Below are 25,409 nucleotides of genomic sequence, written 5' to 3'. Positions count from 1 at the left end.
AATAAATTACGTATATGGAAACAAAACTACAATCCAAACAGCAATATCCGCGGTTTATCCAAAATAAACCGTGTGGTATTGACAAATTCGATGGAGGTTCGCAAGAAAGGTTGGCAAAAACTATTGCTCGCCATTTTTGTCAGAATGATTCATTGGATGAGGAATGTACTTTACCTCGAATTATCGGCATCGAAGGTATTTGGGGATCTGGAAAATCCAACGTGGTTAAAATGTTGGAACGTGAATTATCAGACGACTATTACTTTTTTGAGTATGACGCATGGGGACATCAAGAGGACTTGCAACGCCGCTCTATATTGGAATTGCTTACAAGCAAACTTATTGATGATGGTATCCTATCTGGAAATGCAACAATAAAAGTCAAAGGTGGAGGTACGAAAACCGTATCATGGTCTGAAAAGCTGAAATATTTATTAGCCCGTAAAACGGAGACCGTAACCGAAAAATATCCCCTTATCAGTAATGGTATGGTTGCGGCATTTTTGGTTGCAGTTTTAACTCCGATATTTACATTTATTGCGTATGCAGTAAAACCTACACCCACAACATGGTGGTTTTCTTTATTGTCTATTATCATAGCTGCACTGCCAGTTCTTATTGCATTGTGCGTTTGGAAATGGGCATATAGCAAAGATCATAAATATGGATGGAGTTATATGTTAGCTATTTATCAAGATAAAGTCGAAAAGGACGTTTGCTATGAGACTTTGAGCGAAGACGAACCAACGGTTTACGAGTTCAAAACATGGATGCAAGACATTTCTGATTTTATCAAGGAAAAAGGACAACGTAAATTAGTCCTTGTTTTTGACAACATGGATCGTCTCCCCGCTGAAAAAGTAAAAGAATTATGGTCTTCTATCCATACGTTCTTCGCCGATAGCGGTTTTGAAAATGTTTGGGCTGTTATTCCTTTCGATGAAACACATTTAGCTTGTGCATTCGGAGATGAGACCGACGAACAAACGAAACAACTGACCAAGTATTTTATCAATAAAACTTTCCCTATTGTTTATCGTGTTGCTCCTCCTGTTATTACCGACTATCGAAGTATATTCAACAAACTGTTTGTTGAAGCATTTGGAGAAACAGAAAATGAAGCGAAAGAAACTATAAATCGGATATTCAGATTGGTAAATCCTAATGCCAATGTTAGGGAAATTATATCATATATCAATGAGATGGTCGCTCTTAAACAAGAGTGGTGTAACGAAATTTTGATGATAAACATAGCATTGTTCTGTTTGAAGAAGACGGATATTCTGGCAAATCCAGTAGAACAAATATTGTCCGGCGACTATCTGAATGGCATTCAAACAATAATTAACAATGATCTGCAAACACAACGCGAAATTGCAGCTTTGGTATATGGTGTCGATGTTGAAGATGCTCGACAAATTCCATTGAAAAAATATATTGAAGGCTGCATCAACGGAGAAGAAGACCACGACATAAATCAATATGCAGAGACTAATAAACAATTTGACACTGTATTAGAAGAAGTTATACAATGTATGGACAATGCGCTTATCGATAAGATTATACATTGTTTGCATAAATTAACTCGAAAGAGCGATGTTATTCTGCGTGTATGGCAAAGAATAGCACAATTGAAATTAAAAGAATCCATAGAGAAGCAGGTGTTCCCTGTCGAATACCAAGAACTGCTGTTGCATTTAGACACGGAAAGCCAAAACCATGTGATTGCTCAATTATATAAGAAGATAGTTCGGTTCAATGACTTCAATGGCGGCGACTATTTCAAAACGTTAGATGCAATAGACAGGTTTATTGCGCAAAATAAGTTGGCGTGCGATTTTACGTCATTGATTGAAGCAAAAACAGTCAAGCCAAATACATTTATCGATTATATTCAAGCTGCAAATGCAACAGATGCTGCCTATCGGGATAACGCGACAACTAAAGCATATAAATATTATCAAGTAGCAACAAATTCGGAGGCGCTCGATAATTATTTGGCAAACTTACTACCCGATAATTTCGACCATGCAGATATTGTAAAAACGTTAAAAGATAATTCTACCTATACGTTTCCAACGCTTTTGCAAGCGATCACGAATTGCATTGATGAACAGAATGTAAATAAAGATAATATAGGGGCTATATTTACAACCTATCGTTTATTGGCATCTGACGAAGAAAGACCTTTACCTGTAACGTTAGATTCAACCTACATAAATCAGTTGCATTCTGAATTAGAAACTGATGGCCGAAACATTAAAGAGTCTGGATATTACGATTTAGTCGCCATGCAATTGGCACATGGTCATTCCGTTTCCTTAATAGAGGGTGGAGATATAAAATATGTTGCAGAACTCATGGACTATTATGTGGATCATGGAGACTTATTAGTAAATAGTGTGGGATGGAATATACCGCTATTAAATGAAACACTACAATACATGGTAAATCATAAACTTGGCTATAAATTATTGCTCTCAGACATATTGCCCCAATTTGAAGATATTAAGAACAGAATAGGTGTAACGGATGAGGTATTTATCGAGCATTTAGCAGAGTGGAATACCGATTTGGATAAGTATATCACTAAGAACAATATTAAAGATGTAATTCCTGACGCATCTTTTTACGATTTGACCACTAAAATAAGCAATGTCCTGACCGATCATATCAATAAAATAGCGTTCGAAGCGTTGTCTGAAATAAGTGTTGATACATTATACGCCCAAAGAACAGCACATACATCATATTATTGGTTTGTCGCAATAAAACATTTACTGGCTAAAATCAAATCCTTGCCAGATAACTTGACTGAATTTGGCAAAAAGATTCTGATGGATATTGCTTCTGGAACTCAAAGTTTGAATCCTTTCCCTAATTGTTTCAAGAATATAGTTGAAAGATTGGATAAACGAAAAATTAAATCGACAGTTACCGATATAAGAAATGATTTCTGCATCGGTAAAAAGACTATCAATGCAATAAAGTTTCAATTTTTCGAAACATGGCTTAGATCGCATGGTAATTTGAAAAGTCAAGCTGGAGACGTTATTGATAAAATAGTGAAACCTGTAATTTCCGATGGGGCATGCCGTTCATTGATTCTGCAAAACAAAGATTTTTATATGGATTTAATAAATACAGCAGGGGATGATGCTTATGAATTGAAAAAGAGTCTCCGAAACCTCATACAAAAAGATTCAGATCCGCAATTGGTTAAATTTGTCAATTCGATAGATTCAGTACCTGAGGTTGAAACCGCGTAAGTATTTGTCTAACAAGTCCGAATTTTACGATTTTACCCGTCAGAACTGAAGTGCCCCCCAAAAAAATTGTATCCAACTTTTGGGGGTCACTTCAAACTTCGATAGGGATAATTTTCAATTTTGGGGACTTGTTAGACAGTCTCATTATCTGGTAGCAGTTTACACAGCACCGGATCGTTTTTGATACGCTCCAGTTCCTCCTGCACAATCTGCTTCACCTCTTCCTTGATGCGCCGGTAGTTCGCCTGCACCGTTTCCTTCATGCGGTCGTTGCCGTCCTCGTCCGTGAAGTTTGTAATGACGGGAATTTTCTTGTAGGCACTTTCTTCCCGTTTCACCTTTTCGGCATCCACCACAATCTCGCAATGAAAAATCTTCTGCTCGATACGCTCGTTGAAGTTGTCGGATACAGAACCGACAAACATTCCCTGCGTAAGCCCGGAAATCTTACTCGGTGGAATGAGCGCGTCCATCTGCGTGTTGATGGAGGTGGAAACATCCTGCCGGTTGATGGAGATGGACTGCCGTTTCTGCAACACCTTACCGAACCGCTCGGAGAGCGTCTTGGCTGTTTCCCCCACCACCTGACCGGAGAAAATATTGCCGACAGTGTTCATCACCACTTTCGCCTCTTTGTCCCCGTAGTCACGCACTAACTGGCTGAAATCCTGAAAGCCCAGACACACGGCAACCTTGTTGCTTCGGGCGGTAGCTATAAGATTGTCCAACCCTTTGAAGTATATTGTGGGCAACTCGTCGATGATGACCGATGACTTCAGCATCCCCTTCTTGTTGATGAGCTTCACGATACGGGAATTATACAGACCGAGTGCCGCACCGTAGATATTCTGACGGTCGGGATTGTTACCCACGCAGAGGATTTTCGGCTCTTCGGGATTGTTGATGTCCAGCGTAAACTCGCTGTCTGACATCACCCAGTAGAGCTGCGGTGAAATCATCCTCGAAAGCGGGATTTTTGCCGACGCTATCTGACCCATGAGCTGCTCCGCAGCCCCTCCAAGCCACGCATCCATGAACGGCGAAAGGTAGTTCTCCAGCTCCGGATAAGAGGTCAGTATCGGAAATATATCCTCGTAACGGCGGTTCAGAAACTCGATAGCATGGGGAAACGTGCAAAACTTCCCGTTCTGATAGATTTTGAGATACCAGATAATACTGGCAAACAGAATGATAGGTGACTCCACGAAGAAGTCGCCCTGCTTTTGCACCCACGTTTTATTGAGGTTGAGCATTATTGTGTAGGCACTCTCATAGGCATCCGTAATATCTTCCATAAAATCCGGGTGAATGGGATTGCACCGATGAGAGCGTCGCGGGTCGTCGAAGTTGATCACATAGAACTTCGGCTTTACCTTGTAGCCGTCCGGGTGGTTCAGCAAATGGTTGTAGGCAATAGTAGATAGGTCGGGATACTTGAAATCGTAGATGTATTGACTAAAGCCCTTTTCAATCTGTTGCTTGATAAAATTGTTTACCACGGCATAGGACTTGCCGCTGCCCGGCGTACCCAACACGATGGACGCACGGAAGGGATTAACTACATTGATCCAACCGTTGTTCCAGCGTTTCCTGTAATAGAAACGTGTCGGCAGATTGACCGAATACTCGCTTTCGATAAGCCTCGTTTCCTGCATGAAACTCTCGTTCTCGTTGTTGAAAACATCCTCCATCAAATTGTGTTTCAACAGGCGGCTCATCCACAGACCACCCATCAACAGGCAGACATAGCCCGTTCCAATGGTAAGGACATACAGTCCCGTCACCGCTTCAAGCGGCAGCGGCAGGGGCAGCAACCACCAGTTCAGGAAAAACAGCACGAACCCGACGGCAAATGCTGTCCAGATTCTCCCCCAAGTGATTTTCTCACCCTTGACACCCTTCGTACCCAGACAGGACAAGGCAAGCAAAAGGACGGAAAACAGCTTCGTGTAGAGAATGGAATGGAACAGCCCCGCCGTGCGGTCGAAGTTCAGAAGGATTTTGTCCACCACGCCGATGTTCACGCCCCACAGCCGGATGGCTTCGTAGCAGAACCAGTACACGTTCATGACCACTAAAATGATACTCACGGCACGCAGAAAATCCATGATTTTCGCCAATGCCCTCAAATCGTCTTCTTGTTGTGACATACATTGATTTTTTAATTGTTGATACTCTGATTACATACCCAAGCCCTTGCGTTTTTTCTTCTTTTTGCGCTTCATCGCCCGGATGAAAGCCTCTTCCTCGGCATCTACCGCCGGACCTTCGGGAGTGAGCAAGCCCATACCGCCCGATATATCTTCACTGTCGTAGGCGGTCTGCCCGTGTGCCTTGTCCGCAGCATCCACAGGGATGGATAGCGGTATCGGCGGTTGTCCGGCGTATGGCAGGGTGAAGTGTTCCTGCAAGGCATTCGCCGAAAGCTCCTTACCCATGCGCGAACCGTTCAGCACGCATCCCGTGCGGTGGTCGATGAAGGTAGCCCCATAGATGCGCCCTTCCTCTGTGTAGCGCAGTACGGTGTCGATGCCCTTCTCTTTGAGTTGGGATACAAATTTGTCCTTGTCATAAGTGCCTTGCAGCACGGAAAGGACGGTGCGTTTCGTCATGTCTGCCAGTTTCCTATCCTTGATTTCCGATTTGGAACGGACAAACTTCTTCTGTACGGCTTCATAGCCTGCGGACTTCCCGAAAAGCGAGGATTTGAACGGGTTGCCCACCTTGTTACCCTTGTCGTCCGTGACGGAATAGACCAGCCCGTGATACTCCCGTCCGCGCACGTTGCCCCTCGCTTCCTCCACCGTCATATTATATAAGGAAAGGAGCGCACGGTATTCGCCCATCGTCTGGAAACGGTACTGCCCATTCAGAGCCTTCACGGTGTTGCCTACCTGCTTCTTCACATCACCTGCCGATGCGGCCACCTTGCGCAACGGATTATCCAATCTCTGATTTTTACGTTCTGCCGGATGCAATCCGTACTTCTGTTCCAGTTCCCTGCGGATACGGTCGCTGCGGCGGTAGAGAAAATCCCGGTTGAGCCTTTTCCCGTTCTCGTCCACGTTGACCGTCACGATGTGCAGGTGGTGGCGGTCGATGTCCTCGTGCTTGAATACAAGATAAGGCTGGTTTCCGAAACCGAGTTTTTCCAGATACTCGCGGGCGATATTCTGCAACTCAATATCGGTCAGCACATCCTCCGGGTGCGGGTTGAGAGAGATATGCACCACCGGCTTCTCGATCTTCATCTGCGGTGGCAGGAAGGTGAGAAAACCCTCCATCGCCTTGCCTATGTCCACCGTTCCCGAACCGTCATTGTAGATGCGGTTGGTGGTGAGAAGCCGCCCCTGCGCCTCGTTAATCTTCTCCCCGTTGTAGGCAATCGCGCCGTACAACGAACTTCCTACACTGATTTTTGCGACCATTTTGCCTCCATTTCCCTTGAAAGTTCCACAATCCGGCGGCTCAGTTTCACGAGTTCGACGGTGTGTTGCTCTAATTTGTAGAGCAACGCCATCGCCTTTTTCTCTGAAAAATGCAGCCTCAGTTCCTTCACGACTTGGTTGTAATTCGTACCCACGGCACGGAATTGTGCATGAAAATCCGACAGTTTGGTGTAATAGTCCACCAACGTCTTGTCCACCTTCAGCACCTTGAACGGTTGCCCGAAGAAGTGCGCTTTGAGGAAAACAGACCGTGCATAGACACCCGATTTTCCGAACATGGCGAGGAAACGGTTGTGTTCCTCCTCGTTGAAACGGACGGTGTACCGGTACACCGCCGGATCAAGTTTGGGATTTCTCCCTGATTTGCTTTTCCTTTTCTCTTTCATATTACTTTGGATTTAGCGGATTGACGGCATAAGCCGCCGCTTCGGATTACAGCACCGCAGTTCTGAAAGGCTTCCCGACTTCGGAGGGAAAGCCCGCCCCCTGCAAGGGCAAGTGCTTTTCGTGGCTGCTCAAAATATTTTGAGCGGCTGAAAAGACATCTTGCTATGTTCAGGTGAACATAAAAATCCGTCAGGGGACGGATTGGGAAAATACCTTTCAGGACTCCGGGCCGCGCGTCATCGGCGAACCCTGCTGTCCGGGTGCAAAGTTACGCCCTTAAAGCGGTATCGGACAGATGCTTGACCCGGTCAATGACTGCCAACCGGCGCAACGTGCCGCCACTTGCCGGAGAAGTGATACAGGTTCCAAAATATACTTGTTTATTTGCAGCATGATTCAAGAAACGAACGATTTGAAGATATGATAAACGGAACATTCAAATACCCGGAAATCCGCTTCTTCGGATACTTGCCGAAACGGATACCCGAACCGTCGGAAACCCGGTTCTCCGACAATTCGGTGACGTATGGATTCAATGACTTCATGACGCAATGTCGTCAATCACCATTTGTCCGACGCACCGCTTCACCACAGAACCGGATACGCGACGACCCGCCTGCGTGTGTAGTCACGGAAGCGGATGGTGCGACAGCCAAATCCGTATGGAAACAGAAAAACAAATCATCAACAATTAAAATAAATGGAACTATGAGTAAGGAAATCTTCGTTGCATTCGCAACACAGAAAGGTGGCATCGGCAAATCCACTGTCACGGCACTTGCCGCCAGCTACCTGCACAACGTGAAAGGCTACAATGTCGCCGTCGTGGACTGCGACGACCCGCAGCACAGCATCCACGGGCTGCGCGAACACGAAATGGGGCTTATCGACAGCAGCACCTACTTCAAGGCTCTCGCTTGCGACCATTTCCGCCGGATCAAAAAGAACGCCTACACCATCGTCAAAAGCAATGCGGTGAACGCCCTCGACGATGCCGAGAGGATGATTGCCACTGAGGACGTGAAACCCGACGTGGTGTTCTTCGACATGCCCGGCACACTCCGAAGCAACGGCGTGATAAAGACGCTCTCGCAGATGGACTACATTTTCACTCCGCTGAGTGCCGACCGCTTTGTCGTGGAGAGTACCCTGAAATTCGTCACGATGTTCCGCGACAGGCTGATGACTACCGGACAGGCGAAAACAAAGGGGCTGCATCTGTTCTGGACGATGGTGGACGGCAGGGAGAGGAACGACTTGTACGGCATCTACGAGGAAGTGATAGCCGAAATGGGCTTTCCGGTACTTTCCACCCGCTTGCCCGACAGCAAGAAGTTCCGCCGTGACCTTTCGGAAGAGCGCAAGAGCGTTTTCCGCTCCACCATCTTCCCGATGGACACGGCACTGCTGAAAGGGAGTGGCATCCGGGAGTTTTCCGAAGAGATAAGCGACATCATCAGACCGCAGTGAGCATGGGCAGCAGGAAAGTGAACACGGAAGGCATCGACGAGGAACTGCTGTTAGCCTCCATCGGGCGGCGCACACAGGACGGGACACTGCGCCCCGCACAGGAAGTACCCGCAGCTGCACCGACCGAAGAGGACACCGCCGCACCGGAACCATCTCCTGTGCAACCCGTAACACGGGAAAAAGCGCAGAGGGAAAGTGGACGCCGGAAAAGGCAGGACGAGGACTACAACGAGCTATTCCTGCGCCGCAACGAGATAAAGACCCGCCAATGTGTCTATATCAGCCGTGACGTCCACGGCAAGATCCTCAGAATCGTGAACGACATCGCCGGAGGGGAAATCTCAGTAGGCGGATATGTGGATACCGTGCTGCGCCAGCATCTGGAACAGCACAAGGAGAGAATCAACGAACTGTACAAGAAACAACGTGAAGATCTGATTTGAAAATGGAAAAAGAAATGACACCGAATGAAAAAAGACCACAGCAAGACTGCGGAGGTATGTTTACCCAAGTGCAGGCGAGTGTGGAAATACTGTCGCCTGTCCCGGTAAGCGGCAAATGCAGTGAGAAGGACTATGAACGCCTGTTCATCCGCGACCCGGAAGTAAAGGCACGTGAGGGGAAGATGGCGTATGTGCGCCCGGAGTACCACGAGCGTATCATGCGTATCACCCGTGTAATCGGGCATGACCGGCTTACGCTGTCCGCTTACATCGACCATGTGCTGACGCACCACTTCAACCAGTGCGAAGATGCGATAAAGAGCCTTTATGCCCGAAATTACAATTCAGTATTCTAACCAAAAACGGAAGGATATGAATTACACAATCAGCATGACAGACATTCTGCTGGCGGTATCGGTCGGCTGCAACCTCTGGTTCCTGTTCCTGCTCCTTTACGAGCGCATCATGGACACGCGGATTGTCCGCTTCTTCAAGGGCATTGTCGGATTATGGCGGTCACTGGACGGGAATGAGGCTAAACGCATAGCGGCACACGAGGAAGTCCCTGCGGAAAAGGCGGACATCATCGGCAAGAGCCGTTTCAGGATGGCATCCACCCGGACAACCGCTGCCATACCGACGCAAGAAGCCGCCACTATTGAAAAAGGCATTGAGCTGTCGGAGGAAGAGGCTACTTTTGACGACGGAAAAACGGGAAACGCATCCCGCCCGGCACAAGTCCCGGAGGAAAAACTCGATGAGACCTTCACGAGCATACCGCCGGAGGAACTGGGATACGGGGACGACGAACCGGAAGAGGACGCCTCGGACACGCCACGGGCTTCGGGCAGCAGCTTTGACGAGATTGACGACGCCTGCAAGACCGCCAAAAACCCGGACGCGACACAGGCGGAACGTGAAAAGGCGGCTAAGGTGTTCACCGACATGGAGGGCACGGAGTTGTACGAGAAAATGATGGAAGGCTCTTCGGAGATAGGCATCCGCATCAAGGGGCTTATCGAGATTCGGCTGAAGAAATCTGAAAAGGAGTTCGTCGTGCCGGACAACATCGAGGAGTTCGACATTCGCAACTATGTATGACAACAATAAAAGAAATGAACATGAAAGAATGACATCAACCCACGCGGCGAGGAAACGCAAGGCGCATCCCCATCCGCAACGGACACGCCCACGTCCGTGGAAACAAACGGGCATCCACTAAAACCAAAGTAAAGAAACAAAGTATCAACCGCCCGACAAAGGACCATCCACCCTTTTGACGGCAAAAAACAAGAACAGTTTATGAACAAGAACATCTTGAAAAACAGAAAAGCAATCCTCTCCGCGGCACTTGTCATCGCCGCAACCGCCTCCGCTTTCGCGCAGGGAAACGGCATCGCGGGCATCAACGAAGCCACCTCTATGGTGAGTTCTTATTTCGACCCCGGAACTAAACTGATATACGCCATCGGTGCAGTCGTCGGGCTTATCGGGGGCGTAAAAGTGTACGGCAAGTTTTCATCGGGCGACCCCGACACCAGCAAGACAGCCGCCTCGTGGTTCGGCGCGTGCATCTTCCTGATTGTTGCCGCCACCATCCTGCGCTCATTCTTCCTTTAATAAATAATGTATGGCTGAATACCCAATCAACAAGGGTATCGGCCGTCCGGTAGAGTTCAAGGGCTTGAAGGCACAGTACCTCTTCATCTTCTGCGGAGGTCTGCTGGCTCTCTTCGTCCTGTTCGTCATCCTCTACATGGTCGGTATCGACCAGTGGATATGTATCGGCTTCGGCGCGGCATCGTCCTCCCTCCTTGTATGGCAGACCTTCGCGCTGAACGCCCGGTACGGTGAACACGGGCTGATGAAATTAGGAGCGGCACGGAGCCATCCCCGATACCTTATCAACCGGCGGCGGATAACCCGTCTGTTCAAACGACAACGAAAGGAAGAAAGACAATGAGGAATACATCGAAAATGACAACACTGGAAAACAGGTTCCCACTTTTAGCGGTGGAGCATGGCTGCATCATCTCAAAGGACGCCGACATCACGGTGGCTTTCGAGGTGGAACTACCGGAACTTTACACCGTGACGGGTGCGGAGTACGAGGCGATACACAGTTGCTGGTGCAAGGCTATCAAGGTGCTGCCGGACTACTCCGTCGTCCACAAACAGGACTGGTTCATCAAGGAACGCTACAAACCGGAGCTTCAGAAGGACGACATGAGCTTTTTAAGCCGCTCTTTCGAGCGTCACTTCAACGAGCGTCCGTACCTGAAACACACCTGCTACCTCTACCTGACCAAGACAACAAAGGAGCGTAACCGGATGCAGAGCAATTTCAGCACGCTGTGCCGGGGACATATCATCCCGAAGGAGCTGGACAGGGAAACCACGACCAAGTTCTTGGAAGCCTGCGAACAGTTCGAGCGCATCATGAACGACAGCGGGCTTGTCAGGCTGCGCCGCCTCTCCACCGATGAGATTGTGGGTACTGAGGGAAAGACGGGACTTATTGAACGCTACTTCTCGCTCATGCCGGAAGGTGACACCACCTTGCAGGACATCGAGCTTTCGGCAAGGGAGATGCGCATCGGCGACAACCGCCTGTGTCTGCACACCCTCTCCGACGCGGAAGACCTGCCGGGCAAGGTGGCTACCGACACCCGTTACGAGAAGCTCTCCACCGACCGGAGTGACTGCCGACTGTCATTCGCCTCCCCGGTGGGGCTTCTGCTCTCCTGCAACCATATCTACAACCAGTATGTGCTGATAGACAACAGTGAGGAAACCTTGCAGAAGTTCGAGAAGTCCGCCCGTAACATGCAGTCGCTATCTCGCTATTCAAGGAGCAACAGCATCAACCGCGAGTGGATAGACCAATACCTGAACGAAGCCCATTCCTACGGACTGACCTCGGTACGGGCACACTTCAACGTCATGGCGTGGAGCGACGATGCGGAGGAACTGAAGCATATCAAGAACGACGTGGGCAGCCAGTTGGCAAGCATGGAATGCGTGCCGCGCCACAACACCATCGACTGCCCGACACTCTACTGGGCGGCGATACCCGGCAATGCGGCGGACTTCCCGGCGGAAGAGAGTTTCCACACCTTCATCGAACAGGCGGTGTGCCTGTTCACAGAGGAAACCAACTACCGCAGCTCGCTCTCGCCCTTCGGCATCAAGATGGTGGACAGGCTCACGGGAAAACCGCTGCACCTTGACATCTCCGACCTGCCCATGAAGCGAGGTATCACGACCAACCGCAACAAGTTCGTGCTGGGTCCTTCGGGCAGCGGCAAGTCTTTCTTCATGAACCACCTCGTGCGCCAATATTATGAGCAAGGCGCACATGTGGTATTGGTGGACACGGGAAACTCCTATCAGGGCTTGTGCGGCATGATCCGACGCAAGACAGGCGGAGCGGACGGTGTGTATTTCACCTACACGGAAGATAAGCCCATCAGCTTCAACCCGTTCTACACCGACGATTACATCTTCGACGTGGAGAAGAAGGACAGCATCAAGACCCTGTTGCTGACGCTCTGGAAGTCGGAGGACGACAAGGTGACAAAGACGGAGAGCGGCGAGCTGGGCAGTGCCGTGAGTGCCTATATTGAGCGCATCCAATCCGACCGTAGCATCGTGCCGTCGTTCAACACCTTCTACGAGTATATGCGTGACGACTACCGCAAGGAACTGGCACAGCGTGACATCAAGGTGGAGAAGTCCGACTTCAACATCGACAACATGCTCACCACCATGCGGCAGTATTACCGGGGCGGGCGTTACGATTTCCTGCTCAACTCCACGGAGAACATCGACCTGCTCGGCAAGCGGTTCATCGTCTTCGAGATAGATTCGATTAAAGAAAACCGCGAACTGTTCCCCGTCGTGACCATCATCATCATGGAAGCCTTCATCAACAAGATGCGGCGGCTGAAAGGCGTGCGGAAACAGCTTATCGTGGAAGAGGCTTGGAAGGCCCTCTCATCGGCGAACATGGCTGAATATCTGCGCTATATGTATAAGACGGTCAGAAAATATTACGGCGAGGCAATCGTGGTGACGCAGGAGGTGGACGACATTATCAGTTCTCCGGTGGTCAAAGAGAGCATTATCAACAACTCGGATTGTAAAATCCTGCTTGACCAAAGGAAATATATGAACAAGTTCGACCAGATACAGGCGTTGCTCGGACTGACGGAAAAGGAGAAGTCGCAGATACTCTCCATCAACATGGCGAACAACCCTTCACGGCTCTACAAGGAGGTGTGGATAGGCTTGGGCGGCACGCAGTCGGCGGTCTATGCCACGGAGGTCAGCGCGGAAGAGTATCTGGCGTACACCACCGAGGAAACGGAAAAAGTGGAGGTTTACCGTCTGGCGGAGAAGCTGGGCGACGACATCGAAGCCGCCATCCGGCAGCTTGCCGAAAGGCGGAGAAACAAGGAATAACTAAAAAACAGAATGTATCAACCAAAAAAGAAAAACGCGTATGAATTTACCAAAAGTGAAAATGCTGCAAGTCAGCAAGTGCCTTATCGGATTGGCGGTCATGATGCTGCAATCCTGCGACGTGGCCGACAACCGCCGCGACATGCTGTGCGGGAACTGGGAGAGCGTGGAGGGAAAACCTGACGTGCTTATCTACAAGGAGGGCGAAGCCTACAAAGTGACGGTGTTCCGTCGTAGCGGTCTGCGCCGCAAGCTCAAGCCGGAAACCTATCTCTTGCAGGAGGAGAACGGCAACCTGTTCATGAACACCGGCTTCCGCATCGACGTGTCCTACAACGAGGCCACGGATGTGCTGACTTTCTCGCCAAACGGGGACTATGTGCGGGTGAAGCCGCAGCCGGGACATCCGACCGAAGAATAACAACCACTAAAATCCAAAGTAACATGAGAACAAGAATAACAATGATTATCTGCCTGTGCCTGCTTTTCGCGGGCAGGGCAAGCGCACAGTGGGTCGTAAGCGATCCGGGCAATCTAGCGCAGGGCATCATCAATGCCTCCAAAAACATCATCCATACCTCCAAGACCGCCACGAACATGGTGAGCAACTTTCAGGAGACGGTGAAAATCTATCAGCAGGGCGTGTGACACGAAAAGTTACATAAATGACTGTTTAACAGAGGATAGTCCATCGTGTATGGAAGCCGGAGTTTAAACCTGCTGTTCCGTCAGCAGTAGCCTACGGGCGCGTGCATTACAAGCAATTGTTTTGTACGAAGCCGCCCGGACAAAGTAGCCCGCCGCAAGGAAAGCGGAAGCCGTGAGGCAGACGCAATTATCGCCAGCATCAGGCGGTTAGGGAGCGAGGCTGAGTGATATGGCTAACGTAAGTGAACTGTCATTGACGCATCGTAAGGTATGAAACAAGCTAAAGATGCTATAAGGCTTGAACCAAAAGGTAAGCAGCCGGATAACCTCGAACCTTGTGGGGTTACACGGACACAAGCGCTGCCGGTGTATAGACAGAGCCTAAGTCATTCGATGTCATTTATGTAAAACGTGGCAAGCCCGTATCTCTCCTGTTTAAGGACAGGTAAGTGAGCCGCAAGGCGAACCGAATGGGGTGCGGGTATAGGATTGCGGAAAAAGCGAATGCCCTTCTGTAATGGAATGGATAGGAGTTTCAATGTTACTCCACGGGAAACCGGGCAGACTTCCGCATTAGGTAACTCTTTACAAGAAACTTGTTGAACTTTTTAAAGGAGGAAAGCAAATGAACGAGATGAAAAGATCGTGTGCGCCTACTGACCGACAGCCGCGCTGGGAGAATATCGACTGGGACAAATGCGACCGGGAGGTTAGAAAGCTGCAAGCACGTATTGTAAAGGCTCAAAAGGAAGGTCGCTACGGCAAGGTCAAATCCTTGCAGTGGCTGCTGACCCACTCGTTCACGGCCAAAGCTCTGGCTGTGAAACGAGTGACTTCCAACAAAGGGAAGAATACATCGGGAGTGGACAAGGTATTATGGTCTACTCCTGCTGCCAAGGCGAATGCCATTCGTGTGTTGAGAAGGCGGGATTACAGACCCATGCCTTTGAAACGGGTAAACATTCGCAAGAGCAACGGGAAATTACGCCCGTTGGGAATACCCACGATGAAAGACAGAGCCATGCAGGCATTGTATCTCATGGCATTAGACCCCGTAGCAGAAACTACTGCGGACAACCATTCCTACGGATTCCGCAAAGAGAGGTGCACGGGTGATGCCATCCATCAATGCTACATCAATCTGTCCAAAGAATCATCGCCGCAGTGGGTTCTGGAGGGCGACATTAAAGGATGCTTCGACCACATCAGCCATGAATGGCTGCTCAACAATATCCCGATGGATAAAGTGATGCTCCGGAAATGGCTTAAAAGCGGTTTTGTATTCAACAAACAGCTCTTTCCCACCGAAGAGGGTACTCCCCAGGGAGGTATCATATCACCGACTCTTGCGAACATGACGCTTGACGGCCTGCAAGCAATGCTCGAAACCAGATTTCAGAGAATTGATTTGTATGGGCCCCGAAGAACGTATTATCCGAAAGTGCATCTTATCCGCTACGCAGATGACTTCATCGTCACCGCTCAACGTAGGGATATGTTGGAACAGGAGGTCATGCCGATGATCAAAGAGTTTCTTCAAGCCCGGGGGCTTACCCTGTCAGAAGAGAAGACGAAGATAACTCACATTGAAGATGGCTTTGACTTTTTGGGCTTCAATATTCGGAAGTACAAGGGCAAGCTCCTCATTATGCCGTCTAAAGAGAGCCAAAAGAGATTCCAGCAGAAAGTAAATGAGATCGTCAATTCTCACAAAACAATCCCGCAGGAATCACTCATCAGGCTTCTTAATCCGGTCATAACCGGGTGGGCGAACTATTACCAACACGTCGTGTCAGGCAGGATTTTCCAGAAGATGGACTTCCACATCTACCAGAAACTTTTGCAATGGTCGCTCCGGCGACATCCGGCGAAAGGGAAATGGTGGGTAGTCGAAAAGTATTTCCACAGACACCGGGGCAGGACATGGGTTTTTGCCGCACCTTTCGACAAGGAGGGCAGAATGGAACTGTTCCCGATCAAGTGGCTGACGGATACTAAAATTACCCGCTATGCAAAGCTGAAATGCGATGCCAATCCCTATGATCCGGAATGGCGGGAGTATTTCGAGAGGCGGGAAACCCGCTTGATGCTCCAGTCTGCGAGAGGCAGAAACACGATTGTCAGAATCTGGAAACGCCAACAGCGCAGATGTCCCTGCTGCGGGGAACCCATAACCCGGAATACCCTTTGGAGGGTTTCCGAGAAAACGGTAAACGGACATGCCGAGCGAACGCTTGTGCATAACCACTGCGGCAGGTTTAATGTCAAACCCTTTAACAAAGAAGAATATGAGCCGGTTTCATAACAGAAACTTTGAGTTGCTTGAGCCGTATGATGCGAAAGTATCATGTACGGTTCTTAGAGGGGAAAGCATCCGCAAGGATGCCGACCTACTCGACAAGAAGTATTACGATGCCCTCAAATCGGTGAACAATCTGGTCAAGGACGCCCGCAAGGTGCAGCAGACCATCCTGATGGTGGGCGACATCACAGACATCTATGTGAACAGTTTCCAACGGATGCTCCGTGACGGGAATTTCAGACCCGAAGAGCTTTCCGCAATCGCTTTCGGCTACACGAAACTGCTGGAGGAAAGCAACGAAGTGTTGACGGAACTCAGGAACGTGGTGAACATCACCACGCTCTCCATGACCGACAAGGAGCGCATGGACGTGGTGGAACGCTGCCACTCGAAGATGAAGCGTTACCGCAACCTCGTGAGCTACTACACGAACAAGAACATCTCCGTGAGTTACCTGCGTGCGAAAAAGAAGAACGACCTCGACCGCATCATGGGGCTGTACGGGAACATGAACGAAAGATACTGGTAGCCTATGAAGTTCGACAACCTTCATCAGATTTTACGTTCACTTTATGAGCAGATGATGCCGCTGTGTGGGGACATGGCTGGTGTGGCGAAAGGCATCGCCGGGCTGGGTGCGCTGTTCTACGTCGCCTACCGGGTATGGCAGTCGCTGGCGAGAGCTGAACCGATAGACGTATTCCCGATGCTCCGTCCTTTTGCCATCGGTCTGTGCATCATGTTCTTCCCGACTGTGGTGCTGGGCACGATAAACAGCATCCTCTCACCCGTCGTACAGGGCACGGCAAAGATGCTGGAGGCGGAAACGCTGGACATGAACCGATACCGGGAGCAGAAGGACAAACTGGAATACGAGGCGATGGTACGCAACCCCGAAACCGCCTACCTCGTGTCCAACGAGGAATTTGACAAGCAACTGGAGGAACTCGGCTGGTCGCCCTCCGACATGGTGACGATGGCGGGAATGTATATCGACCGGGGAATGTACAACATGAAGAAGAGCATCCGCGACTTCTTCCGCGAGATACTCGAACTGCTGTTCCAAGCCGCCGCCCTCGTGATAGACACCGTCCGCACCTTCTTTCTCGTGGTGCTGGCGATTCTCGGTCCGATAGCCTTCGCCCTGTCGGTATGGGACGGTTTCCAAAACACGCTCACGCAGTGGATATGCCGCTATATACAGGTCTATCTGTGGCTACCGGTATCGGACATGTTCAGCACCATACTGGCGAAGATACAGGTTCTGATGCTGCAAAACGACATCGAGCGGATGCAGGCAGACCCGAACTTCTCGCTGGATTCGAGCGACGGGGTGTATATCGTATTCCTCTGCATCGGCATCATCGGCTACTTTACCATTCCCACCGTTGCGGGCTGGATTATCCAAGCCGGAGGCATGGGCGGTTACGGTCGCAACGTGAACCAGATGGCGGGACGAGCCGGAAGCATGGCGGGCAGCGTGGCGGGTGCAGCCGCAGGAAACGCAGTCGGACGTGTCGGCAAATTGCTGAAATAATCAATGTGCAATCATAAATTGGAAAATATAAATGGAATTCAAATCACTTAGAAACATCGAATCGTCGTTCAGGCAGATACGCCTGTTCGGTATCGTCTTCCTCTCGCTGTGCGCCGTGGTGACGGTGTGGAGCGTGTGGAACTCCTACCGTTTCGCAGAGAAGCAACGGGAGAAAATCTATGTGCTGGACAACGGCAAGAGCCTGATGCTCGCCTTGTCTCAGGATTTGTCGCAGAACCGCCCGGCGGAGGCACGGGAACATGTGCGCCGTTTCCACGAGATGTTCTTCACGCTATCACCTGAAAAAAGCGCGATTGAACACAACGTGAAACGTGCCTTGCTGCTGGCGGACAAGAGCGTGTACCACTATTATTCGGACTTCGCGGAGAAGGGGTACTACAACCGCATCATCGCCGGGAACATCAACCAAGTGCTGAAGGTGGACAGCGTGGTGTGCGACTTCAACGCCTATCCCTACCGTGCCGTGACCTACGCCACACAGAAAATCATCCGGCAGAGCAACGTCACCGAGCGCAGCCTCGTGACCACCTGCCGCCTGCTGAACGCATCGCGGTCGGATGACAACCCGAACGGTTTTACCATCGAGGGTTTCACCATCATTGAGAACAAGGATTTACAGACTATCAAACGGTAACAGGACATGAAAAGTATCAGAAAATCAATGTGGGGCATGTATTGGAAACTCCACGACAAACGGAAACGCTTGGCGGCAAGTCTCAAAGGGTATCTGGACGGCTTGCCGCCGGAAACACGCCGCCGCATCGTGCTGGGGATGTTCGCCGCCTTCGCGGTGCTTGCCCTTTACACCTTCGGCAGAGCCGTCTATGACATCGGCAGGAACGACGGCTCACATATGGAAACGGGACACGCCGGACGGGTGGAACTGCCGACCCCGGCGGAAACAGGCAATCACTTAACACCTTATTTATATGGAACAGACAAAGAATGAACCGACGAAAGAGAACAAAGCTGCTCCCGAAACGGGGAAACCGAAAAAGGAGCGCGAACCGCTGACAGAGGCGCAACGGCTGAAACGGCAGAAGATGATCGTGCTGCCCGCTATGGTGTTGGTGTTCATCGGGGCGATGTGGCTGATATTCGCCCCGTCCTCCGGCAAGGAGCAACCGCCGGGAACGGACGGATACAACACCGAGATGCCCGACGCTGACAAGGCGAACCGGCAGATTATCGGCGACAAGCTGAAAGCCTACGAGCATGGGGAGATGGAAGAGCGTCAGGAGAGCCGCAACCGTGCCATCGGGCAGCTGGGCGACATGTTCGACCGCGAGATAGCGGGAACGGAGAACGGAGTGGACTTCGACCTCGCCAATCCGGGCGGCAAGGAAGAAAGGGCAAAGCCAGCCACGCCGCAGACCATCCAGTCCTCCGCAGCCGCCTACCGTGACCTGAACGCCACGCTCGGAAACTTCTACGACCAGCCGAAAAACGACAATGCGGAGATGGACGAATTGTTGGAGCGCATCGCATCGCTGGAGTCGGAACTGGAAAGCGAGAGGGGCAAGGCTTCCTCTATGGACGAGCAGGTGGCTCTTATGGAGAAGTCCTACGAGCTGGCGGCAAAGTACATGGGCGGTCAGAACGGAGGACAGCCATCGGCGGAACAGAGGGCAGAGCCAACTACCGTGCAGAAAGGGAAGAAGAACAAGGCAATGCCTATCAGACAGGTGGAGCATCAAGTAGTTTCTTCACTCTCACAGCCTATGAGTAACGCGGAGTTTGTCGCCGCCTTATCGCAGGAACGCAACCGGGGTTTCAACACGGCTGTCGGCACGGCGGAGGTATTGGACAGGAACACCATACCGGCGTGCGTGCATGGGGCGCAGAGCGTGACGGACGGGCAGACGGTAAGGCTGCGCCTGCTGGAGCCTATGGCGGTGGCAGGCAGGACAATACCCCGGGGTGCGGTGGTGGTCGGCACGGGCAAGATACAGGGTGAGCGGCTCGACATCGAGATTACCTCGCTGGAATACGACGGCACGATTATCCCCGTGGAGCTTGCGGTCTATGACACGGACGGACAGCCCGGCATCTTCATCCCGAACTCGATGGAGATGAACGCCGTCCGGGAGGTCGCCGCCAACATGGGCGGCTCGCTGGGAAGCAGCATCAACATCTCCACCAATGCCGGGGCGCAGCTCGCCTCCGACTTGGGCAAGGGGCTGATACAAGGCACGAGCCAGTACATCGCCAAAAAGATGCGAACCGTCAAGGTGCATCTGAAAGCCGGGTACAGGGTCATGCTTTACCAAGAAAAATATTGAAAACAATAAAAATTACCACTAAAATCCAAAAGTAATGAGAAAAGTAATCATCATGTTTGCCCTCGCTATGGGCATCATAACTGCCAACGCGCAGGAGAATGTAACCGTTGAAACGACCAACGGAAGTGAACAACCGACCTTGACGAAGGAGGTCTATCCGCAGAAGGAGGCGGACGGCGACCTATATCACGGGCTGTCACGCAAGCTGACCTTCGACCGCATGATACCGCCGCACGGTCTGGAAGTGACCTACGACAAGACCGTCCACGTCATTTTTCCGGCGGAGGTGCGCTATGTCGATTTAGGCTCGCCCGACCTGATTGCCGGGAAAGCCGACGGAGCGGAGAACATCATCCGTGTGAAGGCTACCGTAAGGAATTTTCCCAACGAAACGAATATGTCCGTCATCACGGAGGACGGCAGTTTCTACACCTTCAACGTGAAGTACGCCGCCGAACCGCTGTTGCTCAACGTGGAGATGTGCGACTTCATCCATGACGGCAGCACGGTGAACCGCCCGAACAACGCGCAGGAAATCTATCTGAAAGAGCTGGGCAGCGAAAGCCCGATGCTGGTGCGCCTTATCATGAAGTCCATCCACAAACAGAACAAGCGCGAGGTGAAGCATATCGGCTGCAAGCGTTTCGGCATCCAATACCTGTTGAAAGGCATCTACACGCACAACGGCTTGCTTTATTTCCACACGGAGATAAAGAACCAGAGCAACGTGCCTTTCGATGTGGACTACATCACTTGGAAAATCGTGGACAAGAAGGTTGCGAAGCGTACTGCCGTGCAGGAGCAGATTATTCTGCCGCTCCGCGCGCAGAACTACGCCACCCTCGTGCCGGGCAAAAAGAGCGAGCGCACGGTCTTCACGATGGCGAAGTTCACCATCCCCGATGACAAGTGCCTCGTGGTGGAATTGAACGAGAAGAACGGCGGCCGTCACCAGTCCTTCGTGATTGAGAACGAGGATTTGGTACGCGCGGGTACCATCAACGAACTTCAAGTACGCTGACCATGAGAAAGTACATCGCAATAATCATCGCGTCGCTTGCCCTTTTTACAGGGCAGGCGCACGCCCAGCGGTGTCTGCCGAAGATGCAGGGCATCGAGGTGAGGGCGGACATGGCGGACGGCTTCAATCTCGGCGGCAAGGACGGCGGGTACAGCTTCGGGGCGGCTCTCTCCACCTACACGAAGAAGGGGAACAAGTGGGTGTTCGGTGGCGAATACCTGTTGAAGAACAATCCCTACAAGGACACCAAGATACCCGTGGCGCAGTTCACGGCGGAGGGCGGCTATTACTTCAAGATACTGTCGGACGCCCGAAAGATTGTTTTCGTCTATGCCGGGGCTTCGGCTCTCGCCGGATATGAGGCGGTAAATTGGGGGAAGAAGGTGCTGCATGACGGCTCCACGCTGCACGACCGGGACGCCTTCATCTACGGCGGTGCGCTGACGCTCGATGTGGAGTGTTACGTGGCAGACCGTATCGCCCTGCTTGCCAACCTGCGGGAGCGTTGCCTTTGGGGTGGCGACACACGGAAGTTCCACACGCAGTTCGGGGTCGGTATCAAGTTCATCATCAACTGACACGGGCATGGAAAGGACGGAAATAGATGCTGTCAGAAGGATGCCGCTTGCGGATTTTCTCGCACGGCTGGGGCATGAGCCTGTCAGAAGGAGCGGTAACGAGCTGTGGTATCTTGCCCCGTACAGGGGCGAGCGCACATCCTCTTTCCGTGTGAACGTGGCGAAACAGCTCTGGTACGACTTCGGTTTGGGCAAGGGCGGCGACATCTTCACGCTTGCCGGGGAGTTTCTGCAAAGCGATGACTTCATGAAGCAAGCGAAGTTCATAGCGGAAGCCGCCAATATGACGGTTGCCGGATGGGAAAAGCCCGTCTATCTCTCGAAGCCGACCGAATCCGTTTTTGAGGATGTGGAGGTCGCTCCGCTGCTCCGCTCACTGCTGACGGAGTATTTAGAGGAACGGGGCATCCCTTACGCCATCGCATCCCGTCACTGCTGCCGCTTGAACTACGGTGTGCGTGGGAAACGGTATTTTGCCGTTGGCTTTCCGAACATGGCAGGTGGCTATGAAGTCAGAAGCCGATATTTCAAGGGTTGCATACCTCCGAAGTCTGTATCACTGGTAAAGGCGAATGACATCCCGGCTGACGAGTGCCTCGTGTTCGAGGGCTTCATGGACTTTCTCTCTGCCGTGACGCTTGGTGTAACCGGTAACGCTGACTGTCTTGTGCTGAACTCAGTCGCCAACGTGGAGAAGGCGGCGGGATTGCTGGACGGATACGGGCGCATCGGCTGCTTCCTCGACCGTGACGAAGCCGGACGGCGGACGCTTGCCGCACTTACCATGCGATACGGGGAACGTGTCACCGACCGTTCCTCCCTCTATGACGGTTGCAAGGACTTGAACGAGTACCTGCAACTGACAACGAAAAAACAGAAAAACAACCATCTAAAAATCGAAGAACAATGAACATACTGAACAACAGAAACAAGAGAACATCAATATTCAAGGCAGTGGCGTTATGCCTGATAGCCGCCATGTCATTCACCCTCGTGTCATGTGACGATGACATGGACATCCAGCAGTCCTATCCCTTCACGGTGGAGGTCATGCCCGTGCCGAACAAGGTAGTAAAGGGGCAGACAGTGGAAATCCGCTGTGAACTGAAAAAGGAGGGCGACTTTTCGGGTACGCTCTATACCATCCGCTATTTCCAGTTCGAGGGGGAAGGCTCGCTCAAAATGGATAACGGCATCACCTTCCTGCCTAACGACCGCTACCTGCTGGAGAACGAAAAATTCCGCCTGTACTACACGGCGGCGGGTGATGAGGCGCATAATTTCATCGTGGTGGTGGAGGATAACTTTAGCAACTCCTACGAACTGGAATTTGACTTCAACAACAGGAATGTAAAGGACGACGATCTTACCATCGTTCCCATCGGCAACTTCAGCCCCTTGTTGAAATGATGCGTGTATTCATGACAATGCTCTGTTCACTTCTGACGGTCTGTTCTGTGTCCGCGCAGATCAGCCGCCAAGAGGGAACGGACGGGCAGGCGGCAATCTACCGACTGCCGCTTATGGAACGTGCTTTTTTATGCTGCCGCTACTTTGAAGGCTGGCACTCAGAAAAACACTACCCATACGTCGGTTGGGGTCACAAACTTTTGCCAAACGAGAAGTATTCGGCACGAACCATGACAAAACGGGATGCGGATGAACTTTTGCGGAAAGACCTGCGCAAATTTGTCGCCATGTTCCGTAAATTCGGGGTTGATTCGATTTTGCTTGGCACGTTAGCTTACAATGTGGGACCGGCGAAGCTGTTAGGCAGCAAAACAATCCCCAAAAGCACCTTAATCAAGAAGCTGGAAGCTGGTGACAGGAACATCTACCGTGAGTATATAGCCTTCTGCAACTACAAAGGAAAACGCCACGCCATGCTGCTCAAACGGAGAAAGGCGGAGTTTGCGCTGTTGTATATCCCATAAAAGGACTGACAAAACTGGCAAAAGACGTGCCATATTTAACTTGGCACGTCTTTTGCTCTATCACTTGATAGATTATCGTAGGATTTTCTCGTTAATTGACATCGTTGAGCCATTTTTGCCTATCGGTTTCCAAATAACACTTCAAGTTGTAAGTGTTGTGAGAGCAATACAAAACATAGTTATTAACCATAAAAAGTATAGCGAAATTATGAAGAAAGTATTTAGGAAAATTCAGAAAGGAACAACAAAAATGATTGAACGTATCAAATCGTTGGGGGAAATGGAGACGAAGCAGAAATGTGTAGTTCAACGGTTCGAGATTATCATTCCCCTCCACCAAAAAATAACGACCCAATATATAGCCTCCGCAAGTTTTACTTGCGGATTTTTTAGTTATCGCAGATTGGACAAAGGTTTCTTTGCTACTTTCTTTGTCCGCCATCATGCTCACTGAAAGAAAGTAGGGCGGCTCTCGCCGCCCCGCCACTCAAAAGCGTGTGTAAAGTCCCGTCACCATCGTGAACATTTCCTCCAGCATATCAAAATAGATACCCTCGTGTACGGCAATGTCCTTTGTCTTGCACTCAAAGGTCTTTTTGCTGAACGTCCTGCGGTAGAAGCGCATATTGTAGAGGTCTGCCCCTTCGTCATAGATGATGTCAAGGCGGTTGGCACTTGTTTTGTTCCTTGCAAGGCTCATCCGTAAGCCGTTGCCCATATCTATGAAATCACGGCTACCTGTCATGGCGGTGAAGCGTTTTCCGCCTATCTGCTGTAATATCGTCTTGGCTATCATATCTTTTGTTTTTAGGGTTTTAAGTATTGGCGGTGCGGACACCGCCATCCCGTTCAAAATTCTCGCATTTCGGAAATGGGGGTCTGCCGTTGTAGCCACTCTTTCACACATTCCATATTGTACTCGCTCGTGATGACTGCCGTATGGCTGTCGGTGGCGGTGAAACGTGTGCTTTCGTAATCATCTATCCACCCCTTGAGGGTGTCCGTTCCCCACGCTCCGGTATCGTCAAAGATACCGTCCAATGCCGTGATAGGTTCGCTGAACTTGACTATCAGCGTTTGATAGGTCGTGTTCATAGTCTGTCCTCCTTTCCCTTCTTTGCGTTCAGCCACTTGTCCCGTGCGGCTCGGCACTCGTCCAACGTGGGTTTGACACAAGAGAACAATTCTCTGTCTATGGGGTGGCGGTAGTCGTACTGCACAAGTGTCCGCCTGCGTCTTCCGATACCCGATTGGAAACGCTCGTATTTCTCCGTACCTGCTTCCGCGCAGGTGCTTACTCCGTTGATGGTCATTCGTGTTGTCATAATGTTGCTTTTTAGATGGTTAAAAATGTACTGACAGAACTCTGTTCTTCATCACCATTTCGGGGTTGCTTGTGTAGCGTTGGTGCAGGTAGAAATGGTGTGAGCCGAAGCCGTAAAGGAAAAACTTGTCAAGTTCGTGCTTCTCGGCAAACTCCTTTACGCTCTTTCTCAATTCCCCCTCACTCGTTGTGAGAGTGAGGAGGTTCACAAATTCAAGGAACATCGTGGGGATTGCATCATCCCACACACAAATCATACTTTCAATTCTTACTTCCATAT

Annotated in this window: 29 protein-coding genes and 1 pseudogene; 22 read left to right on the top strand and 8 right to left on the bottom strand. The window is 50.6% G+C overall.

The genetic code is table 11. The annotated features are described in order from the left end of the window. Positions 1–14: 14 nt before the first annotated feature. Positions 15–3,269, top strand: coding sequence for a P-loop NTPase fold protein (locus ACNOGP_RS10255; RefSeq protein ID WP_004291481.1), 3,255 nt, complete (start codon positions 15–17; stop codon positions 3,267–3,269). A gap of 131 nt (positions 3,270–3,400) precedes the next feature. Here the strand turns inward: ACNOGP_RS10255 and mobC are convergent, their stop codons facing one another. The 4 genes from mobC to ACNOGP_RS10235 all read right to left on the bottom strand — a co-directional run bounded on the left by mobC (position 3,401) and on the right by ACNOGP_RS10235 (position 7,650). Continuing rightward, entirely contained in the window at positions 3,401–5,419 is a 2,019-nt protein-coding gene (gene mobC / locus ACNOGP_RS10250) for a conjugal transfer protein MobC (protein ID WP_004291482.1), read from the bottom strand. A 30-nt stretch (positions 5,420–5,449) separates the two neighbouring features. Then, on the bottom strand, positions 5,450–6,697 hold the full coding sequence (gene mobB / locus ACNOGP_RS10245) for a conjugal transfer protein MobB (protein ID WP_004291483.1): 1,248 nt from the start codon (positions 6,695–6,697) through the stop codon (positions 5,450–5,452). After that, positions 6,676–7,104 (bottom strand): conjugal transfer protein MobA, encoded by a 429-nt coding sequence (gene mobA / locus ACNOGP_RS10240; RefSeq protein ID WP_004291488.1) that lies wholly within the window; start codon positions 7,102–7,104, stop codon positions 6,676–6,678. The genes mobB and mobA overlap by 22 nt, the downstream gene beginning before the upstream one ends. 381 nt (positions 7,105–7,485) lie before the next feature. Beyond that, entirely contained in the window at positions 7,486–7,650 is a 165-nt protein-coding gene (locus tag ACNOGP_RS10235) for a hypothetical protein (RefSeq protein ID WP_196029218.1), read from the bottom strand. Here ACNOGP_RS10235 and ACNOGP_RS10230 point away from each other — a divergent pair. The 21 genes and pseudogenes from ACNOGP_RS10230 to ACNOGP_RS10130 all read left to right on the top strand — a co-directional run bounded on the left by ACNOGP_RS10230 (position 7,649) and on the right by ACNOGP_RS10130 (position 24,259). Continuing rightward, positions 7,649–8,575: a ParA family protein gene (locus ACNOGP_RS10230; protein WP_005783105.1), complete on the top strand. Its 927-nt coding sequence runs from the start codon at positions 7,649–7,651 to the stop codon at positions 8,573–8,575. The genes ACNOGP_RS10235 and ACNOGP_RS10230 overlap by 2 nt on opposite strands. Positions 8,576–8,577: 2 nt before the next feature. After that, positions 8,578–9,018 carry a DUF3408 domain-containing protein gene (locus tag ACNOGP_RS10225; RefSeq protein ID WP_004291503.1) on the top strand — a complete coding sequence of 147 codons (441 nt, stop codon included), beginning with the start codon at positions 8,578–8,580 and terminating at the stop codon, positions 9,016–9,018. Between the two features lie 2 nt (positions 9,019–9,020). Beyond that, the gene (locus ACNOGP_RS10220; protein WP_004291505.1) at positions 9,021–9,374 is read left to right on the top strand and encodes a DUF3408 domain-containing protein; all 354 of its coding nucleotides are present in this window, start codon (positions 9,021–9,023) and stop codon (positions 9,372–9,374) included. 16 nt (positions 9,375–9,390) lie between these two features. Then, the gene (locus ACNOGP_RS10215) at positions 9,391–10,119 is read left to right on the top strand and encodes a hypothetical protein (protein WP_004304280.1); all 729 of its coding nucleotides are present in this window, start codon (positions 9,391–9,393) and stop codon (positions 10,117–10,119) included. A 201-nt stretch (positions 10,120–10,320) separates the two neighbouring features. Further along, positions 10,321–10,638: a DUF4134 domain-containing protein gene (locus ACNOGP_RS10210; RefSeq protein WP_002560983.1), complete on the top strand. Its 318-nt coding sequence runs from the start codon at positions 10,321–10,323 to the stop codon at positions 10,636–10,638. Positions 10,639–10,648: 10 nt separating this feature from the next. After that, complete coding sequence (locus ACNOGP_RS10205; protein WP_004291514.1) at positions 10,649–10,981, top strand: DUF4133 domain-containing protein; 333 nt, start codon at positions 10,649–10,651, stop codon at positions 10,979–10,981. After that, a complete protein-coding gene (locus tag ACNOGP_RS10200) occupies positions 10,978–13,482 on the top strand; it encodes a TraG family conjugative transposon ATPase (protein ID WP_004291515.1) in 2,505 nt (834 codons plus the stop codon). The genes ACNOGP_RS10205 and ACNOGP_RS10200 overlap by 4 nt, the downstream gene beginning before the upstream one ends. Before the next feature lie 40 nt (positions 13,483–13,522). Next, positions 13,523–13,903: a DUF3876 domain-containing protein gene (locus ACNOGP_RS10195; RefSeq protein WP_004291516.1), complete on the top strand. Its 381-nt coding sequence runs from the start codon at positions 13,523–13,525 to the stop codon at positions 13,901–13,903. Positions 13,904–13,944: 41 nt separating this feature from the next. Continuing rightward, positions 13,945–14,124 (top strand): annotated as a pseudogene (locus ACNOGP_RS10190) (DUF4141 domain-containing protein); the annotation flags it as partial. 631 nt (positions 14,125–14,755) lie between these two features. Next, a complete protein-coding gene (gene ltrA / locus ACNOGP_RS10185; RefSeq protein WP_418214712.1) occupies positions 14,756–16,435 on the top strand; it encodes a group II intron reverse transcriptase/maturase in 1,680 nt (559 codons plus the stop codon). Then, positions 16,419–16,961, top strand: coding sequence for a conjugal transfer protein TraI (locus ACNOGP_RS10180; protein ID WP_250699291.1), 543 nt, complete (start codon positions 16,419–16,421; stop codon positions 16,959–16,961). The genes ltrA and ACNOGP_RS10180 overlap by 17 nt, the downstream gene beginning before the upstream one ends. Positions 16,962–16,964: 3 nt before the next feature. Beyond that, positions 16,965–17,969, top strand: a complete 1,005-nt coding sequence (gene traJ / locus ACNOGP_RS10175) for a conjugative transposon protein TraJ (RefSeq protein WP_004291518.1) — start codon at positions 16,965–16,967, stop codon at positions 17,967–17,969. 31 nt (positions 17,970–18,000) lie between these two features. Further along, the gene (traK, locus tag ACNOGP_RS10170) at positions 18,001–18,624 is read left to right on the top strand and encodes a conjugative transposon protein TraK (protein WP_004291519.1); all 624 of its coding nucleotides are present in this window, start codon (positions 18,001–18,003) and stop codon (positions 18,622–18,624) included. A 6-nt stretch (positions 18,625–18,630) separates the two neighbouring features. After that, on the top strand, positions 18,631–18,939 hold the full coding sequence (locus ACNOGP_RS10165) for a TraL conjugative transposon family protein (RefSeq protein ID WP_004291520.1): 309 nt from the start codon (positions 18,631–18,633) through the stop codon (positions 18,937–18,939). Continuing rightward, complete coding sequence (traM, locus tag ACNOGP_RS10160) at positions 18,920–20,272, top strand: conjugative transposon protein TraM (RefSeq protein ID WP_004291521.1); 1,353 nt, start codon at positions 18,920–18,922, stop codon at positions 20,270–20,272. Before ACNOGP_RS10165 ends, traM begins: the two co-directional genes overlap by 20 nt. Before the next feature lie 34 nt (positions 20,273–20,306). Continuing rightward, positions 20,307–21,293 (top strand): conjugative transposon protein TraN, encoded by a 987-nt coding sequence (traN, locus tag ACNOGP_RS10155; RefSeq protein WP_004291522.1) that lies wholly within the window; start codon positions 20,307–20,309, stop codon positions 21,291–21,293. A 2-nt stretch (positions 21,294–21,295) separates the two neighbouring features. Continuing rightward, the gene (locus ACNOGP_RS10150) at positions 21,296–21,871 is read left to right on the top strand and encodes a conjugal transfer protein TraO (RefSeq protein ID WP_004291523.1); all 576 of its coding nucleotides are present in this window, start codon (positions 21,296–21,298) and stop codon (positions 21,869–21,871) included. Between the two features lie 7 nt (positions 21,872–21,878). Continuing rightward, positions 21,879–22,781 carry a toprim domain-containing protein gene (locus ACNOGP_RS10145; RefSeq protein ID WP_004291524.1) on the top strand — a complete coding sequence of 301 codons (903 nt, stop codon included), beginning with the start codon at positions 21,879–21,881 and terminating at the stop codon, positions 22,779–22,781. Further along, positions 22,778–23,281 (top strand): DUF3872 domain-containing protein, encoded by a 504-nt coding sequence (locus ACNOGP_RS10140; RefSeq protein WP_004291525.1) that lies wholly within the window; start codon positions 22,778–22,780, stop codon positions 23,279–23,281. Before ACNOGP_RS10145 ends, ACNOGP_RS10140 begins: the two co-directional genes overlap by 4 nt. After that, on the top strand, positions 23,278–23,805 hold the full coding sequence (locus ACNOGP_RS10135; protein WP_004291526.1) for a glycoside hydrolase family protein: 528 nt from the start codon (positions 23,278–23,280) through the stop codon (positions 23,803–23,805). Before ACNOGP_RS10140 ends, ACNOGP_RS10135 begins: the two co-directional genes overlap by 4 nt. Positions 23,806–23,869: 64 nt before the next feature. After that, positions 23,870–24,259, top strand: coding sequence for a hypothetical protein (locus ACNOGP_RS10130; protein WP_004291527.1), 390 nt, complete (start codon positions 23,870–23,872; stop codon positions 24,257–24,259). A 33-nt stretch (positions 24,260–24,292) separates the two neighbouring features. Here the strand turns inward: ACNOGP_RS10130 and ACNOGP_RS10125 are convergent, their stop codons facing one another. From ACNOGP_RS10125 to ACNOGP_RS10110, 4 genes are read right to left on the bottom strand one after another with little or no spacing between them, the layout of a single operon-like run. Beyond that, entirely contained in the window at positions 24,293–24,601 is a 309-nt protein-coding gene (locus tag ACNOGP_RS10125) for a hypothetical protein (protein ID WP_004304290.1), read from the bottom strand. Positions 24,602–24,654: 53 nt separating this feature from the next. After that, complete coding sequence (locus tag ACNOGP_RS10120; RefSeq protein ID WP_004291529.1) at positions 24,655–24,900, bottom strand: DUF6956 domain-containing protein; 246 nt, start codon at positions 24,898–24,900, stop codon at positions 24,655–24,657. Further along, positions 24,897–25,130, bottom strand: a complete 234-nt coding sequence (locus tag ACNOGP_RS10115) for a DUF3873 domain-containing protein (protein ID WP_004304291.1) — start codon at positions 25,128–25,130, stop codon at positions 24,897–24,899. The genes ACNOGP_RS10120 and ACNOGP_RS10115 overlap by 4 nt, the downstream gene beginning before the upstream one ends. A 19-nt stretch (positions 25,131–25,149) precedes the next feature. Beyond that, entirely contained in the window at positions 25,150–25,407 is a 258-nt protein-coding gene (locus tag ACNOGP_RS10110; RefSeq protein ID WP_004291531.1) for a hypothetical protein, read from the bottom strand. Positions 25,408–25,409 lie beyond the last annotated feature (2 nt).

Origin of the sequence: Bacteroides difficilis (assembly GCF_048319815.1) — a bacterium.
In the GTDB taxonomy this organism is placed as follows: Bacteria; Bacteroidota; Bacteroidia; order Bacteroidales; family Bacteroidaceae; genus Bacteroides; species Bacteroides zhangwenhongii.
Note: the sequence above shows the minus strand (reverse complement) of the source record. Positions and strands in the feature narration are given on the sequence as shown.

Coding starts and splice junctions, on each gene's coding strand:
- ACNOGP_RS10165 (WP_004291520.1), top strand. CDS start 18,631: ATGAAAAGTATCAGAAAATCAATGTGGGGCATGTATTGGAAACTCCAC.
- ACNOGP_RS10255 (WP_004291481.1), top strand. CDS start 15: ATGGAAACAAAACTACAATCCAAACAGCAATATCCGCGGTTTATCCAA.
- mobC (WP_004291482.1), bottom strand. CDS start 5,419: ATGTCACAACAAGAAGACGATTTGAGGGCATTGGCGAAAATCATGGAT.
- ltrA (WP_418214712.1), top strand. CDS start 14,756: ATGAACGAGATGAAAAGATCGTGTGCGCCTACTGACCGACAGCCGCGC.
- ACNOGP_RS10210 (WP_002560983.1), top strand. CDS start 10,321: ATGAACAAGAACATCTTGAAAAACAGAAAAGCAATCCTCTCCGCGGCA.
- ACNOGP_RS10125 (WP_004304290.1), bottom strand. CDS start 24,601: ATGATAGCCAAGACGATATTACAGCAGATAGGCGGAAAACGCTTCACC.
- ACNOGP_RS10230 (WP_005783105.1), top strand. CDS start 7,649: ATGACGCAATGTCGTCAATCACCATTTGTCCGACGCACCGCTTCACCA.
- ACNOGP_RS10115 (WP_004304291.1), bottom strand. CDS start 25,130: ATGACAACACGAATGACCATCAACGGAGTAAGCACCTGCGCGGAAGCA.
- traJ (WP_004291518.1), top strand. CDS start 16,965: ATGAAGTTCGACAACCTTCATCAGATTTTACGTTCACTTTATGAGCAG.
- mobB (WP_004291483.1), bottom strand. CDS start 6,697: ATGGTCGCAAAAATCAGTGTAGGAAGTTCGTTGTACGGCGCGATTGCC.
- ACNOGP_RS10205 (WP_004291514.1), top strand. CDS start 10,649: ATGGCTGAATACCCAATCAACAAGGGTATCGGCCGTCCGGTAGAGTTC.
- ACNOGP_RS10140 (WP_004291525.1), top strand. CDS start 22,778: ATGAACATACTGAACAACAGAAACAAGAGAACATCAATATTCAAGGCA.
- ACNOGP_RS10235 (WP_196029218.1), bottom strand. CDS start 7,650: ATGAAGTCATTGAATCCATACGTCACCGAATTGTCGGAGAACCGGGTT.
- ACNOGP_RS10150 (WP_004291523.1), top strand. CDS start 21,296: ATGAGAAAGTACATCGCAATAATCATCGCGTCGCTTGCCCTTTTTACA.
- ACNOGP_RS10200 (WP_004291515.1), top strand. CDS start 10,978: ATGAGGAATACATCGAAAATGACAACACTGGAAAACAGGTTCCCACTT.
- traM (WP_004291521.1), top strand. CDS start 18,920: ATGGAACAGACAAAGAATGAACCGACGAAAGAGAACAAAGCTGCTCCC.
- traN (WP_004291522.1), top strand. CDS start 20,307: ATGAGAAAAGTAATCATCATGTTTGCCCTCGCTATGGGCATCATAACT.
- ACNOGP_RS10110 (WP_004291531.1), bottom strand. CDS start 25,407: ATGGAAGTAAGAATTGAAAGTATGATTTGTGTGTGGGATGATGCAATC.
- ACNOGP_RS10145 (WP_004291524.1), top strand. CDS start 21,879: ATGGAAAGGACGGAAATAGATGCTGTCAGAAGGATGCCGCTTGCGGAT.
- ACNOGP_RS10120 (WP_004291529.1), bottom strand. CDS start 24,900: ATGAACACGACCTATCAAACGCTGATAGTCAAGTTCAGCGAACCTATC.
- ACNOGP_RS10215 (WP_004304280.1), top strand. CDS start 9,391: ATGAATTACACAATCAGCATGACAGACATTCTGCTGGCGGTATCGGTC.
- mobA (WP_004291488.1), bottom strand. CDS start 7,104: ATGAAAGAGAAAAGGAAAAGCAAATCAGGGAGAAATCCCAAACTTGAT.
- ACNOGP_RS10220 (WP_004291505.1), top strand. CDS start 9,021: ATGGAAAAAGAAATGACACCGAATGAAAAAAGACCACAGCAAGACTGC.
- ACNOGP_RS10195 (WP_004291516.1), top strand. CDS start 13,523: ATGAATTTACCAAAAGTGAAAATGCTGCAAGTCAGCAAGTGCCTTATC.
- traK (WP_004291519.1), top strand. CDS start 18,001: ATGGAATTCAAATCACTTAGAAACATCGAATCGTCGTTCAGGCAGATA.
- ACNOGP_RS10225 (WP_004291503.1), top strand. CDS start 8,578: ATGGGCAGCAGGAAAGTGAACACGGAAGGCATCGACGAGGAACTGCTG.
- ACNOGP_RS10135 (WP_004291526.1), top strand. CDS start 23,278: ATGATGCGTGTATTCATGACAATGCTCTGTTCACTTCTGACGGTCTGT.
- ACNOGP_RS10180 (WP_250699291.1), top strand. CDS start 16,419: ATGAGCCGGTTTCATAACAGAAACTTTGAGTTGCTTGAGCCGTATGAT.